General features: G+C 50.6%; 14 protein-coding genes. 11 read left to right on the forward strand and 3 right to left on the reverse strand.

Going from position 1 to position 16,672, the window contains the following annotated elements:
* Positions 1-58 precede the first annotated feature (58 nt).
* Positions 59-2,824, reverse strand: a complete 2,766-nt coding sequence (barA, locus tag CBP31_RS10210; RefSeq protein ID WP_087036954.1) for a two-component sensor histidine kinase BarA — start codon at positions 2,822-2,824, stop codon at positions 59-61.
* A gap of 80 nt (positions 2,825-2,904) precedes the next feature.
* Between barA and rlmD the strand changes: the two genes are divergently transcribed.
* The 5 genes from rlmD to CBP31_RS10235 all read left to right on the forward strand — a co-directional run bounded on the left by rlmD (position 2,905) and on the right by CBP31_RS10235 (position 9,088).
* Complete coding sequence (rlmD, locus tag CBP31_RS10215; protein ID WP_087036958.1) at positions 2,905-4,221, forward strand: 23S rRNA (uracil(1939)-C(5))-methyltransferase RlmD; 1,317 nt, start codon at positions 2,905-2,907, stop codon at positions 4,219-4,221.
* A 14-nt stretch (positions 4,222-4,235) separates the two neighbouring features.
* Positions 4,236-6,449, forward strand: a complete 2,214-nt coding sequence (relA, locus tag CBP31_RS10220; RefSeq protein WP_087036960.1) for a GTP diphosphokinase — start codon at positions 4,236-4,238, stop codon at positions 6,447-6,449.
* A gap of 217 nt (positions 6,450-6,666) precedes the next feature.
* Entirely contained in the window at positions 6,667-7,491 is an 825-nt protein-coding gene (gene mazG, locus CBP31_RS10225) for a nucleoside triphosphate pyrophosphohydrolase (protein WP_087036962.1), read from the forward strand.
* A 168-nt stretch (positions 7,492-7,659) separates the two neighbouring features.
* On the forward strand, positions 7,660-8,520 hold the full coding sequence (locus CBP31_RS10230; protein ID WP_407668761.1) for a tetratricopeptide repeat protein: 861 nt from the start codon (positions 7,660-7,662) through the stop codon (positions 8,518-8,520).
* A gap of 112 nt (positions 8,521-8,632) precedes the next feature.
* Positions 8,633-9,088 (forward strand): Rrf2 family transcriptional regulator, encoded by a 456-nt coding sequence (locus CBP31_RS10235; protein ID WP_087036965.1) that lies wholly within the window; start codon positions 8,633-8,635, stop codon positions 9,086-9,088.
* Between the two features lie 114 nt (positions 9,089-9,202).
* On the opposite strand, the gene CBP31_RS10240 is transcribed toward CBP31_RS10235, so the two are convergent.
* Together CBP31_RS10240 and CBP31_RS10245 are read right to left on the reverse strand one after the other, a co-directional pair.
* Positions 9,203-10,468, reverse strand: coding sequence for an HlyC/CorC family transporter (locus CBP31_RS10240; protein WP_087036969.1), 1,266 nt, complete (start codon positions 10,466-10,468; stop codon positions 9,203-9,205).
* A 96-nt stretch (positions 10,469-10,564) separates the two neighbouring features.
* The gene (locus CBP31_RS10245; protein ID WP_174664633.1) at positions 10,565-11,353 is read right to left on the reverse strand and encodes a cytochrome C assembly family protein; all 789 of its coding nucleotides are present in this window, start codon (positions 11,351-11,353) and stop codon (positions 10,565-10,567) included.
* A 144-nt stretch (positions 11,354-11,497) separates the two neighbouring features.
* Here CBP31_RS10245 and ffh point away from each other — a divergent pair, with 144 nt between their 5' ends.
* The 6 genes from ffh to CBP31_RS10275 all read left to right on the forward strand — a co-directional run bounded on the left by ffh (position 11,498) and on the right by CBP31_RS10275 (position 16,518).
* Positions 11,498-12,886: a signal recognition particle protein gene (gene ffh, locus CBP31_RS10250; RefSeq protein WP_087036972.1), complete on the forward strand. Its 1,389-nt coding sequence runs from the start codon at positions 11,498-11,500 to the stop codon at positions 12,884-12,886.
* A 215-nt stretch (positions 12,887-13,101) separates the two neighbouring features.
* Positions 13,102-13,353 carry a 30S ribosomal protein S16 gene (rpsP, locus tag CBP31_RS10255; protein ID WP_087036974.1) on the forward strand — a complete coding sequence of 84 codons (252 nt, stop codon included), beginning with the start codon at positions 13,102-13,104 and terminating at the stop codon, positions 13,351-13,353.
* Between the two features lie 25 nt (positions 13,354-13,378).
* Complete coding sequence (gene rimM, locus CBP31_RS10260) at positions 13,379-13,900, forward strand: ribosome maturation factor RimM (protein WP_087036976.1); 522 nt, start codon at positions 13,379-13,381, stop codon at positions 13,898-13,900.
* 30 nt (positions 13,901-13,930) lie between these two features.
* Positions 13,931-14,680 (forward strand): tRNA (guanosine(37)-N1)-methyltransferase TrmD, encoded by a 750-nt coding sequence (trmD, locus tag CBP31_RS10265; protein ID WP_087036978.1) that lies wholly within the window; start codon positions 13,931-13,933, stop codon positions 14,678-14,680.
* Positions 14,681-14,713: 33 nt separating this feature from the next.
* Positions 14,714-15,094, forward strand: coding sequence for a 50S ribosomal protein L19 (gene rplS, locus CBP31_RS10270; RefSeq protein WP_087036980.1), 381 nt, complete (start codon positions 14,714-14,716; stop codon positions 15,092-15,094).
* Between the two features lie 224 nt (positions 15,095-15,318).
* Complete coding sequence (locus tag CBP31_RS10275) at positions 15,319-16,518, forward strand: MFS transporter (protein ID WP_087036983.1); 1,200 nt, start codon at positions 15,319-15,321, stop codon at positions 16,516-16,518.
* The last annotated feature ends 154 nt before the right edge of the window (positions 16,519-16,672 follow it).

The following is a 16,672-nucleotide window of genomic DNA, read 5'->3' on the forward strand; positions in this document are numbered from 1 at the left end:
CCGAGCATTGGCTCGGGTTTTTTGTTTTAGCCCAGCGCTTGGTGCTGGGCGCTATCTATTACAAATAAGCCTTAGCTTCGTCTCGCACTTGGCTGAGTCGCTCTTCAAGTTCCAGTAGCTCTGGCTCTAATTCGCTAAGAGGTTGTTTGGCCAATAAGGCGTGCTCTAGCTCGGCCACTAACGACTGTAACTCGGGCACGCCACAGTAGGCGGTGCCGCCATGCAGCTTGTGTAACGAGGTATACAATTGTTGCTCGCCTAATTCACCTGATAACGCCGCATTGAGCAGGGGATCAAACTCATCAAAGCTCTCTAGCAACAGCCTCAGCATGTCTTTGGCAAGCTCGGGTTTATTGCCCGCTTGTTTTAGGGCCAGTTGCCAATTAATTTGGCTGTGCTCTTTATGGTGTGCGGTTGGCTGAGCGAAGCGCTGGATCAGCTGAGCCAGCATGTTTTCATCGAGGGGCTTAGCCAGATAATCATCTATGCCTTGCAGTATTAAGCGCTCGCGCTCACCGGCGATGGCATGAGCGGTTACCGCCACTATCGGCGTTGTCGCATTAGGGCCCTGACCAGCGCGGATTTCTTGGGTGGCCTGTATGCCATCAAGCAAAGGCATTTGAATATCCATAAAGATCACGTCGTAGTGATTCACGGTCGCCAAATTCAGCGCTTCTTGGCCATTAGAGCAAGTATCAACTTGGCTGACTTGCTCACGCAGCAGGGCGCTAATCAGTTTAAGGTTGGCGGGATTATCATCCACGGCTAACACGCGCATCTGCTGCTTTTGACTGGCGGGCAGTAACGGAATTTGCAGTAAGGTAGCCGGCTCGGTTTGGCCTTCAATATCTTGCTCCAAATCGGCTTGTTGATAACTGATTTGCTTGGGCCGGCTGGGTTTTTGATTGAGCAGGGCTTGCGCTAAGCGTTGATAATTAACCGGCTTAGTCAGGCACAGGTGGGCACCGTGGCGCACTAAAGCGTCGGCTAACACCGGATCTGTAGAGCTGAGTAACACCACCACCTTTCGGCCTTGTGCCTTGTGTTGCTCAATGCTCTGCTCCATTTGGCTGGGCAAGGCGTTGGGGCCAAAACCGAGTAGTACGCAATCCAGGTGCGTATTCTCACTGTGCTCATGTAATAGCTGCACGCCCCATTCACGTAGTAAGGCGTTGGTGGCGCGGCGGCTAAAATTATCTTCTTCGATATAGAGCACGGTTTTTCGGCTGAGTCTGGCCAGTGGCAGCGGCTCAGCCAAGGGCAAGGTGGCCCGATTGAGCTCTAGGGTAAAACTAAACACGGAGCCGGCACCTAATTCCGAGTGCAGCTCAATGTTACCCGCCATCTGATGCACCAATTTTTGGGTGATGACCAGCCCTAAACCGGTGCCGCCATAGCGGCGAGAAATACTGGAGTCTGCTTGATTAAAGGCTTGAAACAACTGGCGCCGTTGTACGTCTGAAATACCAATCCCGGTATCTTGTACATGAATACGCAGTGCCGCGCGATCAGGCTGTCTGGCTGGGCAAGCATCAACGCGCACATCCACGTTGCCTTGTTCGGTAAATTTAATGGCGTTACCAACCAGGTTGGTCAGCACTTGCTGCATGCGCAGCGAATCGCCCATTAGACTGTCTTGTACCGCCGCATCTACCCGTAACGAGAGCTCCAGCCCTTTGTCATGGGCGCTAGGAGCCAGCAGCGTCATTACTTCTTGTAAGGCATCACGCAGTGAAAAAGGCAGTTGCTCCATCTTTAGCTTGCCAGCTTCAAGCTTAGAGAAGTCGAGAATATCATTAATAATACTGAGTAGATTTTGTGCAGATTTTTCGATGGTAGTCAGGTAATCGAGCTGATTGGCGGTGAGGCGAGTTTTTTGTAATTGCCGAGCAAAACCGATCACACCATTGAGCGGGGTGCGCAGCTCATGGGACATATTGGCCAAGAACTCGGTTTTGACGCGCGCCGCTTCTTGAGCACGTTTTTTCGCCATGTCCAATTCGATATTCTGAATCTCAATTTGCTCTAACGTTTCGCGTAAGTCTGAGGTAGCTTGGTCGACGTTTTGCTGCATTTCATCGTGATATTCAGACAAGGATTTGGCCATGGCGTTAATACCACTTTTTAGCATGTCCATTTCGCCGGTAAACTCACCGTGCACTCGGGTGTCGAGCCGTCCTTCACGAATTTTATAGATAGCAGTGATCATATCGGTGACCGGCTTCGATACGCCCTTAATTAAGCGCAAGCCAAAGAGCATGCTCACCAGCACGCCTAACAGCACTATCAGACTGGCAAAAAAAGTATCTTTATAATGCACCAGCATGGCCGAGTCGTTAGTCAGCTGCATGGCGATGTAACCGATGGGAATGGTCGAGACGTCTTCCCAAGCCGAGTCGGTTTGAATATTGTCGCTAAGCACTGGTGTGCGCAAAATAATGCCCCCCTCGCCACTTTCTACCTCGGTGGCGTACGGAATCGGTTCGTCTTGTGCTAGGCGCAGTTGCGTGAAATCTCGATGATAATTCGAGGTGACTAACAAATGGCCTTGCTCATCAAACAAGGCGATGGCTTTAACCAGCGGGCTATTATTACGATGAATATTACTGAGTAGCCGATTCAGTGACTCGCGATTGCGGCTGGTTAAGGCCAGCTCGCTGGCCAGCGCCATGGGTTCGATCACATTGACCCCTTGGCGGATCAGCGACTCCTCTAATTGCTGATAGCGGCTCACAGAAAAGTAGCCGGCTAAAAATATACCAATTAGCAGGGTAGGAATTATGGTGTAGGCGAGTATTCTGGCTCGCAGGCCGTATTTGGTCATAGTGGGCTAATGTGGGACAATACGCGCATCAAATCAACAGATGCTTATGATGACATAGCCGGTTCGAGGCCTCCACGTTTATGGTTCAGTTCTTCAAGCAAAGCAAACCCAAGCTCGCCACTCAAGCGCCGTTAGACGTGACCATCGCAGAAGTGAATAGCCATGGGATAGGTGTGACTCGTCATCAAGGGAAGCCGCTGTTTGTACCGGCCGCTCTTAAAGGCGAGCAAGTGCGGGTGCGCATCGAGCAACAAAATGCCAAATATCAAACCGCGCGGTTACTAAAAGTGCTTAAACCTGCCCCCACCCGAGAGCAGCCTTTTTGCCCTTATATTAATGACTGCGGCGGCTGCTCTTTGCAGCATATGGCGGTGAACGAGCAGCGCGCACTTAAAGCGCGCACCTTGGCGCAGCTTTTTTCTCGCCAAGGCATCACAGACTTGCCCGAGCCTGAATGGTTAACGGACTCCGCCACCCAAGGCTATCGCCGCGTGGCGCGCCTTTCTATTCGCCTGCAAGGCAAAGGTGTAGCGTTAGGCTTTCGACGCAGTCAGTCGCACCAATTGGTGGAAATTGAACATTGCGGTGTGTTGCGCCCGCAATTATCTGCGTTAATTGCGCCGCTGCGTACCTTATTAAATGCGCTTAAGGCCACCAAGCAATTGGGCCATATCGAGCTTTATGATGCGAGTGAGGGCGTGGCAATATTGTTGCGCCACACCGGCAGCTTGTCGGCTCACGATTTGGAATTGCTGGTGTCTTTCGCACAAAGTCGTGATCTGGCGTTATTTTTACAAGACGATAATAGTCGTCGGCCTTTACATGTACCTTTTTCACTTTATTATCAGATAGATAATATAAAGTTCTCTTTCACTCCCGGTGATTTTATTCAGATCAATGGGCCGCTTAATGGCCAATTGGTGGCCAAAGCTCAAGACTGGCTTGCGCCCACCCCTAATCATGCGGTATTGGATTTGTTTTGTGGGGTGGGCAACTTCTCTTTGCCGCTAGCGGCCGCCGGGCATGCCGTGATTGGCGTAGAGGGAGTGATGGAAATGGTGGAGCAAGCGCGCGGCAATGCAGAAGACAATGGCTTAGACCAAGCGCAGTTTTATCGGGCAGATTTAGCCGCCGACTTCACCCAAGAACCCTGGGCTCAGCAAGGATTTGAGCGGGTGTTGTTGGATCCCGGTCGCGCGGGTGCCGAGCAGGTGATGCCTTATTTGTGCGAGTTAGCACCTGAGCGCTTGCTGTATGTGTCTTGTAATCCGGTGACCTTGTCACGCGACAGCTTGCCATTGTTGGCGGCGGGTTATCGTCTAACACGCTTGTGTTTAATTGATATGTTTCCCCATACGGTGCATTGCGAAGCAATGGCCTTGTTCGAATTGAGTTAAGTTAAGGGATAACTATGGTTGCAGTACGCAATACTCATCTTACCGTCATCTTCAATTTAGAAGAATGGGCGGCGAGCTTGCCGTTCGCGGCAGAAGAACAAGAGCAGTTAAAAGCGCTGTATGAGTGTTGTTTAAGCTTAAAGGCGCCGCTGCCGGATTTATTACAATTGCAGGCCCAAGGGGTGGAAATGGTGGGCATATTGCTCACCTTGAGTATGGATATCGAAACCGTCAAGGCGGCGATGCTGTACCCCTTTGTGGAAGCAGGCCACCTAACCTTGGCGGAAATTGAGTCCAAGTTTGGCGCTACCATACCGCGCTTATTGCAGGGCGTGCTCGACATGGAAGCCATCCGCTCCTTGCAGCATCTGCAAAATGAGAAAAACTCAGAAGTACAAGTTGATCGCGTGCGGCGCATGTTGATGGCCATGGTCGAAGACGTGCGCGCCGTGGTGATCAAGCTTGCGGAGCGCATCACCTGCCTGCGCGAAGTAAAAGGTGCCGATGAAGAAACCCGCGTCTTGGTGGCCAAAGAAATTGCCAGTATCTACGCCCCCTTGGCCAACCGTCTGGGTATCGGCCAGCTAAAGTGGGAGCTAGAAGATTTATCGTTTCGCTATTTACACCCTGAAACTTATAAGCGCATCGCCTCTTTATTACATGAAAAACGGCTGGCGCGTGAAGCCTACATTCAAGATTTTGTCAGTGGCCTAAAAGACGCGTTAGCCGAGGCGGGAGTGGCCGCAGAGGTTTATGGCCGACCTAAACACATCTACAGTATTTGGCGCAAGATGCAGAAGAAGCATCTGGATTTTGACGAACTGTTCGATGTGCGCGCAGTGAGAGTGGTCACCCCCCATTTACAAGACTGCTACGGCGCACTTGGCGTGGTGCATACCCAATTTCGGCATATTCCTCGCGAGTTTGATGACTATGTGGCCAACCCTAAGCCCAACGGTTATCAGTCGATTCATACAGTAGTGTTAGGTCCTGAGGGTAAAACCGTTGAAATACAAATCCGCACCAGTGACATGCATCAAGATGCAGAGCTGGGCGTGGCCGCGCACTGGAAATACAAAGAAGGTGGCGGTAATACCAAACAAAGCGGTTTTGAGGATAAAATTACTTGGCTGAGAAAGCTGCTGGCCTGGCAAGAAGACTTGGCTGAAAGTGGCTCTTTAGTCGACGAGCTGCGCAGCCAAGTATTTGAAGACCGCGTTTATGTCTTTACACCCAAAGGCGAGGTGGTGGACATGCCGCTTGGGGCCACGCCGCTGGATTTTGCTTATTACATTCACAGCCAAATTGGCCATCGTTGCATTGGCGCTAAAATTGATGGGCGCATCGTGCCCTTTACCTACGCGTTGCAAACCGGCGATCAGGTAGAGATCATTACCCAAAAACAGCCTAATCCAAGCCGTGATTGGATGAACCCAAATCAGGGGTTTCTGCGTACCAGTCGTGCCCGGGCTAAAGTCAGCACTTGGTTTAAGAAACAAGACCGCGATAAGAATATCGTGGCCGGCCGAGAGCTGTTGGATAAAGAGCTGGACCGTTTAGGCCTACAATTCTCGCTAATTAATAAAACAGTATTAGAGCGTTATAACGTCACTCATCTCGATGATCTACTAGCGGGGATCGGTGGCGGTGACTTGCGTATTAACCAGCTGCTTAACTACCTGCAAGGGCTGCATAAAAAGCCCACCAGCGCCGAAGAAGACGAAGCGGTACTGCGCCAATTAGCCTTAAATGCCGCGAAACAGCCCACCACAACTAACTCGAAAGGCCACATAGTAGTGGAGGGGGTGGGCAATCTATTGACTAATATTGCCCGTTGCTGCCAACCGATACCGGGAGATGAAATCACCGGCTTTATTACCCAAGGTCGGGGGATTTCTATTCACCGTGACGATTGCGAGCAATTAAAAGAATTACAAAGCCAGCATCCCGAGCGCTTGGTAGAAGCGGTATGGGGCGAAAATAATGCCGGTGGTTATAAAATTACCTTACGCGTGGTGGCCACCGACAGATCTGGCTTATTGCGTGATATCACCACTATTTTGGCCAATGAAAAAATTAATGTGGTGGAGTTCAGCAGTCACGCCAGTCGTAAGCAACAAACTGCCACCATGGACATGGTGCTGCGCATTTACAACATAGATAGCTTAAGTCGCGCCTTAGCCAAAATCAGCCAGTTACCGGATATTATTGAAGCGAAACGGCTTTAAGAAAAGCTGAAAGCCGTAAGCTATAAGTTTTAAAAAAAGCGCAGCAGGTTGTGATGCCGCTGTCCATCCAGAGCGCTACACCTTTAGGTGGGTTGTCGCGCAGCGAGTTCTAGGCATAACAGGCACGAGTTTATGAGCATAGTTTTCTATGTGATTAAACGAGTGAGTGTTATAACGCCGAAATCGCCAGCAGCAGCACACCTATTTAAGGAGTAGCATGAAACAATATTCTCTCGACGACTTACTCGGCATTATGGCGGCGCTGCGCGATCCGGTATCTGGTTGCCCTTGGGATCAAAAACAAGACTTTGTAAGTCTTGTGCCGCACACCTTAGAAGAAGCCTATGAAGTGGCGGACACCATTACGCGCAATGCGCTGGATGAGTTGCCCAATGAGCTAGGTGACTTGTTATTTCAAGTGGTGTTTTATGCGCAACTTGGCAAAGAGCAGGCGCTGTTTGATTTTAATTATGTGGTACAAGCGGTCAGCGAAAAGCTGATTCGCCGTCATCCTCATGTCTTTACGAGCAATGAGCCGAACCATGAGCTTGGTGAACGCCGCTTTACCAGTGAAGATGAGATCAAGGCCAACTGGGAGGCCATAAAAGCCCAAGAGCGTCGTCAGCAAGATGCCAATGCCACCAGCGCCTTAGATGATATTCCGCGTAATTTACCGGCTCTTACGCGCGCCAATAAAATACAGAAGCGCTGCTCGGCGGTAGGCTTTGACTGGCAAGCGTTACCACCGGTGCTAGAAAAAATATATGAAGAGCTGGATGAAGTGATGGCCGAGCTCAAGCAGCCGGAGCAAAACTCGGCCCGCATCGCCGATGAACTGGGCGATGTGTTGTTTGCCTGTGTAAATTTAGTGCGCCACTTAAAACAAGATCCAGAAGCTGTGCTGCGCGGCGCCAATGATAAGTTTGAACGCCGCTTTCGCGGGGTTGAGCAAGCGTTACAGGCGGATAATAAACGCAGTCAAGACTGCAGCGAAGCAGAGCTCGACGGCTATTGGCGACAACAGAAACTAAAAGAACGTTAAGAGCACGTTAGCCATGTCTGACGTTATACGCCGAACGTAAACACCCGTGAGTGTGAGGGGGGGTGGTCCTTTATCGTATAGCGTGCGGCGCGAAACGTGCAGCGGCCGAAGGTTGAGTTTCACTTTTCGGGCGCCGAGCCGATAGCCAATGTAGGCCAGAGGAAATTCATGATGATAATAAGACTAGGGTTATTGCTGCTGTGCACCACTGTTGGTGTGAGCGTAACTTTTGCCCAAGCCCAAGCCCAAGCCCAAGCCCAAGCCCAGAGCCAGCCCCAAAAAGAAACGGCTAGCACAGGCGAGGTGACCGCGAGCAGCAAAACCATGGCGGAGCGTATTACCACGGCGGCCACGGCCGCTAAGCTTACGACTGCTACTCAAAGCCCTGATGCAGACGATATACAGCGCAATGATGCCACCGAGGCCAGAGCGGCAGCAGACTCAGCGGTGGCGGCTTTGGCAGATGGCGAGCTGCGTGCCGTGCCCTTATATGAAGAATATGAGCTGATTGAATGGATCAATGCCAACCGTCATTTACAGCAAGTGCGAGACAAAGATAACTGCCAGCTAACACAAGACATAGAAGCCAGAGCCGAAGTGTTGCGCCTGCCGGCCTATCAATTTTTATGGGGGGATATGTTGGCGTGGGGAGTCTGTGTACCGCAACAATCCCGCCGCGGCTTGACCATGCTCTGGAAAGCCGCCGAGCAAGGCTTGCCGGCAGCGTTAGAGCAGTTAGGGCGTTATTATTACGACGGCACTTTAGTGCAACAAAACCGCGAGCGCGCCGCGCCTTTGATGCAGGAAGCAGCCAGTTTAGGCTTTGAAAAAGCCCAGTTTACTTGGGCTAAATGGCTGTTAAGTGGTAGCGGTAGCCCGCTGGATTATCCGCAAGCGTATTTGTGGCTCAAAGAAATGGTGCTGAACGATAAAAAGCAGCATCAAGAGGCACAGCGCCTCAGTGCCGCCTTGGCCGCCAGAATGCCCGCGCCTAAGGTCAAAGAGTTGAATCATCGCTTAATGTTTTAAGCCCTTAGCAGGGCGGTAAGCATATACTTGCTGCCAATGTGGGTATTTAATGCCACACTGCTACACTAATCTGTATTATATATGTACCTTTTTACTCACTCAGGAACTGCCCATGAAGTTGACCACCTACACGGACTTTGGTCTAAGAACGCTAATGTACTTGGCGACCTTGCCTGAGGGAGAGCTGAGCTCAGTGGGGCACGTTTCCAAACTGTATGACGTGTCGCGCAATCATCTGGTAAAGGTGGTGAACCAGCTGGCGCGCGAAGGTTATATTAAAGCGGTGCGCGGTAAAAATGGCGGTATACGTTTAGCCAAACCGGCCAGTGATATCAATGTAGGCCAAGTGATCCGCTCTCTAGAGAACAACCTCAATGGCATTGATTGCGGCAGTCCAGCTTGTTATTTGGTACGGATATGCTTGTTAAAAGACGCGCTGAAAGAAGCCATGGAAGCCTTTTTAGCGGTGATGGAAAGCTATACGCTAGCAGATTTGATCAGTAACCGAGATGAGCTAATGAGCGTATTCAGCGAGTTAGAGCCCGCGGTAAACATCGAAGTGAAATAAACGCGATACGCTATCAGCTGCTAAGACTAGCAATGATTCATTATTGACGGCGTAAGGCGCCAAGAGCTATTTTTACGCCTCACGCCTCACGCCTCACGCCTCACGCCTCACGCGCTACTTAAAGTAATACGGCAGCACGCGCACTAGCTTGATCATATTGTTTTCGACTTCCAAGATTTCCAGCGGATAGCCCGATAAGCGCAGGCCAATGTTTGCCTCTGGGATTTCTTCTAAATATTCCAAGATTAAGCCATTCAGCGAGCGGGGGCCGTCACAAGGCAGCTGCCAACCCAACTCTTTATTAATGTCTCGTATGCTGGCGGACCCTTCAATCAGGTAAGAGCCATCGTCGAGGGGCTTAATTTCATCGCTTAAAGTGGGGCTAATGGTAGTGGTAAAATCACCCACAATTTCTTCCAAAATATCATCCAATGTCACCAAGCCTTGAATATCCCCGTATTCATCGACGATAAGCCCAATACGCTCTTTGTTGCGCTGAAACTTCACCAGCTGCACATTAAGGGGCGTGGCTTCTGGGATGTAATACAGCTCACGCAGCGCGCGCATTAAGTTGGACTTACAAAGCTCATCTTTAGCTAATAAGCGCAGCGCATCGCGGGCGTGAATAAAGCCTAGGGCATCATCAATGCTGTCACGATAAAGCAGCACTTTAGTGTGCGGGCTTTGCATCAAACGTCGACTCATGTTCTTCCAATCTTGCGTGATGTCGATACCGTAAATTTCATTACGCGGCACCATAATGTCATCCACGGTGACCTTCTCAAGATCGAGGATAGACAACAGCATATCTTGGTGGCGACGGGGGATCAGCGCCCCAGCTTCATTGACTATGGTGCGTAACTCTTCTGAGCTAATGGCATTATCTTCTTGGTTGCGCGGGTTAATGCGAAACAACATAAGTAAGCCATTAGAGATGGCATTAATCATCCATACCGCCGGATACAGCAGCCACATCAAGGGTTTAAGTATGATGGATGCCGGAAACGCCACTCGCTCAGGGTAGAGGGCGGCGAGAGTTTTTGGGGTCACCTCAGAAAAAATCAGCACCACTATGGTTAGCCCCACGGTGGCGACCGCGACCCCTAAATCGCCGAACAGACGAATCGCAATCAAGGTGGCAATGGCCGAGGCCATAATATTAACCAAGTTATTGCCAATTAAGATCAGGCCGATTAAGCGGTCTGGGCGCGCCAATAATTTTTCAACGCGAATCGCGGATTTATTGTTGTTTTGCGCAAGGTGGCGTAACCGATAGCGGTTGAGCGACATCATGCCGGTTTCTGAGCTCGAAAAAAAAGCAGAAAGAAAGAGTAAGGCTATCAGGACACCCGTAAGGGTGCCCGTGGAGATTTCGTCCAAGCAGACCATCCTGTGTCATAAAACTAATCAATTATTAAAATGTGAGCTGTATTTTTGAGTCTTTCCGTAAGGTTTGACCACGGGTAGTTAAATCGTTCAGCCCAATACTACCTCGCGTACAAATCGGCTGCCAAAATAAGCCAGCGTCAGTAATAAGCTGCCGATCACACTGGCCCAAATCACTTTTCGGCCCCGCCAACCCAAACGATGATGTCCCCAGAGTAAACCCACATAGACACACCATGCAATGATAGTGAGAATCGCTTTGTGGGCTTTACCTGGGCTAAACATATCTTGTAAGAAAAACAAACCGCTGGAGATAGACAGCGTCAGCACCACCACGCCGATAAAAATTAATCGTATTAAGTAGCGCTCCAGCGTCATTAAAGGCGGCATAGAGGGCAGGTTAGTCAACTTATGGGACTTGAGGCGGTGCGTTAAAAAGCCCAGTAAAATCGCCAATAAGGAGGCAATCGCTAACAGTGAATAGGACATCAAGCCTAAGCCGATGTGCAATAGCACTTCAGGGCGTGTTTCTAAGTACATGCTGTAATGACTAGGAATAAGCCAGTCGGCGGCTAACAATAATGCGGCAAAACCATAGACCAAAGGCATTAATAGCCACACTTTAAAGCGCGCGACCAGCACCGTCATCAAGGCGGCAATAATCAGGCTGATCAGAGAAGCGACATTGAGCATGCTCAGGTTTTGCCCTGGCACTAACACTATGATGTCGAACAGCCACAGGCCGTGCAACGCCATGGCGCACAGCGCGGCCAGCACACTGGCGCGGCCGTTACGCTGCTTGGGGTTGAGTATATTATGCACACAGGCAAAGGCTGTTAATAAGTAAAAAGCCATCGCCAAAATAGCAAGCAATTCCATAATGAATTTAAGCCATTAATTGGTGAAATAAGAAGAATTATCAGTATACCCTTAACCCAAAGCATATCGCTACCCAAGGTGACTTAAGTTACGCGGATAACTTGGGTATACTAGAGGTAATTTTCGCCAACTGCGGGCTATATCATGTTTGAAAATCTTACCGAAAGGCTGTCGCACACCCTGAAAAATATCAGTGGTCGTGGTCGTCTGACTGAAGACAATATCAAAGAGACCCTGCGTGAAGTGCGCATGGCATTACTCGAAGCAGACGTGGCGCTGCCAGTGGTGCGGGATTTTGTTAATCGCGTTAAAGAGCGGGCGGTGGGCACCGAAGTGTCCAAGTCATTAAGCCCAGGTCAGGCCTTCATTAAAATAGTGAACGCTGAGCTGGTGTCGGTAATGGGTGAGGCCAACGAAGACCTTAACTTGTCTACCACGCCGCCGGCGGTGATCTTAATGGCGGGTTTGCAGGGGGCGGGTAAAACCACTTCTGTGGCCAAGCTGGCTAAGCATTTAAAAGAGCGCCATAAGAAAAAAGTATTAGTAGTGAGTGCCGACGTTTATCGTCCGGCCGCCATTAAACAGCTGGAAACCTTGGCCGCCGACTTAGGCGTTGAGTGCTTCCCCAGTAATATCGAGCAAAAGCCGGTAGAGATTGGGCGCAACGCGCTGGACTATGGTCGTAAGCAGTTTTTTGATGTGTTGATCGTCGATACCGCCGGTCGTTTGCACGTTGATGAAGCCATGATGGATGAAATCCAACAGCTGCATCAGGCCATCAAGCCCATTGAAACCCTGTTTGTGGTGGACGCCATGACCGGCCAAGATGCGGCCAATACCGCCAAGGCCTTTAATGATGCGCTGCCGCTGACCGGTGTGATCTTGACCAAGGCCGACGGTGATGCCCGTGGTGGTGCCGCGCTTTCTGTGCGCCACATTACCGGTAAGCCGATTAAATTTATCGGTATGGGCGAAAAAATAGAGGCCCTAGAGCCTTTCCATCCGGATCGCATTGCCTCGCGTATTTTGGGCATGGGCGACATGTTGTCTTTAATCGACCAAATGGAACGCTCGGTTGATAAAGACAAAGCCGCCGAAATGGCGCAGAAGCTGAAAAAAGGTAAAGGCTTTGATCTAGAAGACTTTCGTGACCAGTTGGCGCAAATGCGCAGCATGGGCGGCATGATGAGCTTGATGGATAAGTTGCCGGGCATGAGCCAGTTGCCGGATAACGTAAAAGATCAGGTGAACGATAAAATGAGCGTGCGCATGGAAGCCATTATCGGCTCCATGACCCCGCGCGAACGTCGCCATCCGGATTTAATTAAAGGCTCACGCAAGCGCCGTATCGCCTTGGGCTCGGGCACTGAAGTACAAGAAGTGAATAAATTGCTTAAGCAATTTACCCAGATGCAAAAGATGATGAAGAAGATGTCCGGCAAAGGCGGCATCCGCAAGATGATGGGCCAAATGAAAGGCATGATGGGCCCCGGCGGTATGGGTGGCATGGGCGGTGGTGGTCGTCCGTTTTAAGCGCCGAGTCTAATTTTTAGCGTGCTGCGCGGGGCTTTAATAGCACGGCGGTATGTTTTGAAATGAGCACGACGAAAATTTAACCGCGTAAGGCGAACAGGCTGCGACCAATTTTGTTGCAATGACAGCCTATTGGAGTACAATTACGCGGCTTATTTTAAGCCAAGGTTCGCACTGTTTGCGAACCTTGTTTGTTCCGTTATATAGAGGACGATATGGTAACCATTCGTTTACAACGTGGTGGCGCTAAGAAGCGTCCGTTTTACCAAGTAGTAGTGGCAGACAGCCGTTACGCACGTGACAGCCGTTTCATCGAGAAAGTAGGCTTCTTCAACCCATTGGCTGCTGGCCAAGCTGAAAAGCTGCGCATCGATCTTGAGCGCGTTAATCACTGGGTTGGTCAAGGCGCGACTTTATCTGAGCGTGTTGCCAAGTTAGTAAAAGACGCAACTAAAGCTGCGGCTTAAGTCTGAATCAAGGTAGGAAATTAAAGTGAGCGAACCTGTAGTAGTAGGCCAACTGGGCGCCGTTTATGGCATTAAAGGTTGGTTGAAGGTCAACTCCTTTACCGACCAACCCGATGGTATTTTCGATTATCAGCCTTGGCTGATGAGAGTAGGTACTGGCTGGCGTGAAATTAAGGTTTCGGCCTGGAAACGCCATAATAACGGTCTTATTTGTAAGCTCGACCATGTTGAGCAACGCGAAGAAGCCCAGCTGTTAACCGGCTCCGATATCGGCGTCAGTGCAGAGTTATTTAAGCCCTTGCCCGCCGACGAATTCTACTGGCGTGACTTGATCGGTTGTCGAGTGCAGAACACCAAAGGCTATGATTTTGGCCAAGTTTCGCAGTTGATGGAAACCGGTTCTAACGACGTATTAGTAGTCAAAGCGAATGCCAAAGACGCTTTTGGTCAGCGTGAACGGTTAATCCCGTTTATCGAGGATCAAGTGATAAAGTCTGTAGATCTTGCAGAGCGCATCATAGAAATTGATTGGGAACCGGATTTTTAACTTAAGTCATCTAGCACGGAGAAAATCATCATGTGGATAGGGGTGGTTAGCCTCTTCCCGGAGATGTTCCGGGCTGTGTCTGACTTTGGTGTAACCGGGCGGGCCGTTAAAGATGGTCTGTTGACATTTGAATGCTGGAATCCACGAGATTTCGCTCAGGATAAACACCGCACTGTCGATGACAGACCTTACGGGGGCGGACCTGGGATGCTAATGATGGTGCAACCCTTGCGTGATGCGATAGCCGCAGCACGAGAGGCAGCAGGCCCTGGAGCTAAGGTCATTTACCTTTCTCCTCAAGGCCGCAAGTTGGATCAGCAAGGCGTTAGCGAATTGGCCCAACAGCAAAAGCTGATTTTGGTCGCCGGTCGTTACGAAGGAGTGGACGAGCGCATCATCCAAGCCGATGTCGACGAAGAGTGGTCGGTGGGTGATTATGTGCTCAGTGGCGGCGAATTGCCGGCCATGGTGCTAGTAGACGCGGTGGCTCGTTTGGTGCCGGGTGTATTAGGCGACATGGCCAGTGCGGAACAAGACTCCTTCAGTGAAGGGCTCTTGGATCACCCGCATTACACGCGCCCTGAACAACTGGCGGGAATGGCCGTTCCTAAAGTGTTGTTGAGTGGTAAACACGCCGAGGTAGCCAGTTGGAGAATGCAGCAGTCGTTAGGTCGTACCTGGTTAAGAAGACCGGAACTATTAAACAACCTAGCTCTGACTGACACGCAAGAACACCTTCTTGCCCAATTTATTCGTGAACATCACGAATCGAAACAGTAGAGTTTTCAGTTTACCCTAGGTAAAGGAAGTATCATGAGCAAAATTATTAAGCAGCTGGAAGACGAACAATTACGTACCGACCATCCTGAATTTGGTCCTGGTGATACCGTACGCGTATTAGTACGCGTGGCCGAGGGCGGTAAAGAACGTCTTCAGGCATACGAAGGCGTTGTTATTGCCATGCGTAATCGTGGTCTGCACTCTGCGTTCACCGTGCGTAAAATTTCTAACGGTGAAGGCGTAGAACGTGCTTTCCAGACCCACAGCCCGTTGATCGGCAGCATTGAGCTGAAGCGCCGTGGCCTTGTACGTCGCGCTAAATTGTACTATCTGCGTGACCGTACCGGTAAGGCTGCTCGTATTAAAGAGCGTCTTGTTGCACGTGGCGCTGCACCTCGTAGCGCTAAGAAGTAACAGCCGACCGGTTGTGATAAAAGGCCCGCATCTGCGGGCCTTTTTGTTTGCTAAAAGCGAAGCGCCTAGCTCCAAGCGCCCTGCGCCCAGCTAAGTATAGACATCTGTATTTAGCTGGGTTCAGTGCTTAAGGCGTCTTCTTGACGCAGGTCAGGAAGACGCCCTATTGTTTTCTATTTAGCTTGGTGCTGGGCGCTCGGCGCTTTTGACGTAAGGAAATCTCAATGCCGATTACCGTGTGGGGCTTAACACTGGCGCAAGCTTTGTTAATGTCGGGCAATATTTTGCTGGTGTCGATCTCCGCCTTGGTGGGCAAAGAGTTAGCGGCACATCCCGCCTTGATGACGCTGCCGATTGCTTGCCAGTTTATCGGTGTTATTTGTGCCACCTTGCCCGCCGCACACTTAATGCAGCGCTTGGGTAGAAAAACCGGCTTCGTAGTCGGCAATCTTATCGGTCTGTTAGGTACTTGGGTGTCGTTGCAGGGGTTATTGCTGACCAGCTTAAGCCTGTTTGCGCTGGGCACTTTTTTAATCGGTATTGCTATCGGTGTCGGGCAGCAATATCGGTTTGCGGCCTTGGAAGCCTGTGCCCAGCCGCTGCATGCGCGCGCCATTAGCATGGTGATGGCGGGTGGCGTATTAGCGGCCATTATCGGGCCAAACTTGGCCATACTGTCTCAAGATTGGCATAGCGCCAGCCCTTACGCGGGCGCGTTTTACGGTTTATTCGGCCTCTATGTGTTGGCCTTATGTTTGATCATGATGCTGCCTTTACCTAAGCCTGCGGTGATCAATGCCCAGGCTCAAATAAGAAGTTATGGTCAGTTATTTGCTCAACCCTTGCTGCTGGCGGCGGTAGCGTCGGGCATGATAGGTTACGGCATTATGGTGTTGATCATGACCGCTACCCCCTTGGCCATGAACCATGATCAGCATGACTTTAGTGCCACGGCCTATGTGATCCAATGGCATGTACTGGGTATGTTTGTGCCGTCTTTTTTTACCGGCGCGCTGATCCGACGTTTCAGCACGCGGCGGGTGATCCTCTGGGGCTGTGGTGCCTTATTAGCCAGCGTGCTGGTGAACCTCACGGGGCAAGGTTTTTGGAATTACTGGTGGGGCTTGTTGTTATTAGGCGTGGGCTGGAATTTCACTTTTATTGGCGCCACCCATTTATTGACCTTTAGCTACCAGCCGGCAGAAAAAGCCAAAGTGCAGGGCATCAACGAGTTTATGGTGTTTAGCGCCGCCGCCGTGGGCAGCTTATTCGCCGGCCAAGGCTTAGTACTATTGGGTTGGGCGTGGTTAAACCTATTCGCCATTCCGTGGATCTTGCTGGTGGCCTGGTTGATCTGGCGACTGAAAGAGCAGCCAGAAGAGCAGCGCCTAGCGCCCGGCACCAAGCACCAAGCTAAAGAATAAAGATCCTTTGCCACGCTTATTTGTCACGAGAGGCACGCCTCTTTATTTACGAGAAGCACGGAAAAATAGTGATGTTTACAGCAGCGCCGAGCACCAAGCGGCCGGCACCAAGCTAAACAAAAGAGGGTGTCTGTGTTTTAGCTAGGCGCTTGGT

The organism is Oceanisphaera profunda (assembly GCF_002157895.1).
In the GTDB taxonomy this organism is placed as follows: Bacteria; Pseudomonadota; Gammaproteobacteria; order Enterobacterales; family Aeromonadaceae; genus Oceanimonas; species Oceanimonas profunda.

What these genes read in the sequence shown, in the direction of transcription:
- trmD (WP_087036978.1), top strand. Translation starts at nt 13,931, where the DNA reads ATGTGGATAGGGGTGGTTAGCCTCTTCCCGGAGATGTTCCGGGCTGTG.
- ffh (WP_087036972.1), top strand. Translation starts at nt 11,498, where the DNA reads ATGTTTGAAAATCTTACCGAAAGGCTGTCGCACACCCTGAAAAATATC.
- rpsP (WP_087036974.1), top strand. Translation starts at nt 13,102, where the DNA reads ATGGTAACCATTCGTTTACAACGTGGTGGCGCTAAGAAGCGTCCGTTT.
- CBP31_RS10230 (WP_407668761.1), top strand. Translation starts at nt 7,660, where the DNA reads ATGATGATAATAAGACTAGGGTTATTGCTGCTGTGCACCACTGTTGGT.
- rplS (WP_087036980.1), top strand. Translation starts at nt 14,714, where the DNA reads ATGAGCAAAATTATTAAGCAGCTGGAAGACGAACAATTACGTACCGAC.
- relA (WP_087036960.1), top strand. Translation starts at nt 4,236, where the DNA reads ATGGTTGCAGTACGCAATACTCATCTTACCGTCATCTTCAATTTAGAA.
- rlmD (WP_087036958.1), top strand. Translation starts at nt 2,905, where the DNA reads ATGGTTCAGTTCTTCAAGCAAAGCAAACCCAAGCTCGCCACTCAAGCG.
- CBP31_RS10245 (WP_174664633.1), bottom strand. Translation starts at nt 11,353, where the DNA reads ATGGAATTGCTTGCTATTTTGGCGATGGCTTTTTACTTATTAACAGCC.
- CBP31_RS10275 (WP_087036983.1), top strand. Translation starts at nt 15,319, where the DNA reads ATGCCGATTACCGTGTGGGGCTTAACACTGGCGCAAGCTTTGTTAATG.
- CBP31_RS10235 (WP_087036965.1), top strand. Translation starts at nt 8,633, where the DNA reads ATGAAGTTGACCACCTACACGGACTTTGGTCTAAGAACGCTAATGTAC.
- barA (WP_087036954.1), bottom strand. Translation starts at nt 2,824, where the DNA reads ATGACCAAATACGGCCTGCGAGCCAGAATACTCGCCTACACCATAATT.
- mazG (WP_087036962.1), top strand. Translation starts at nt 6,667, where the DNA reads ATGAAACAATATTCTCTCGACGACTTACTCGGCATTATGGCGGCGCTG.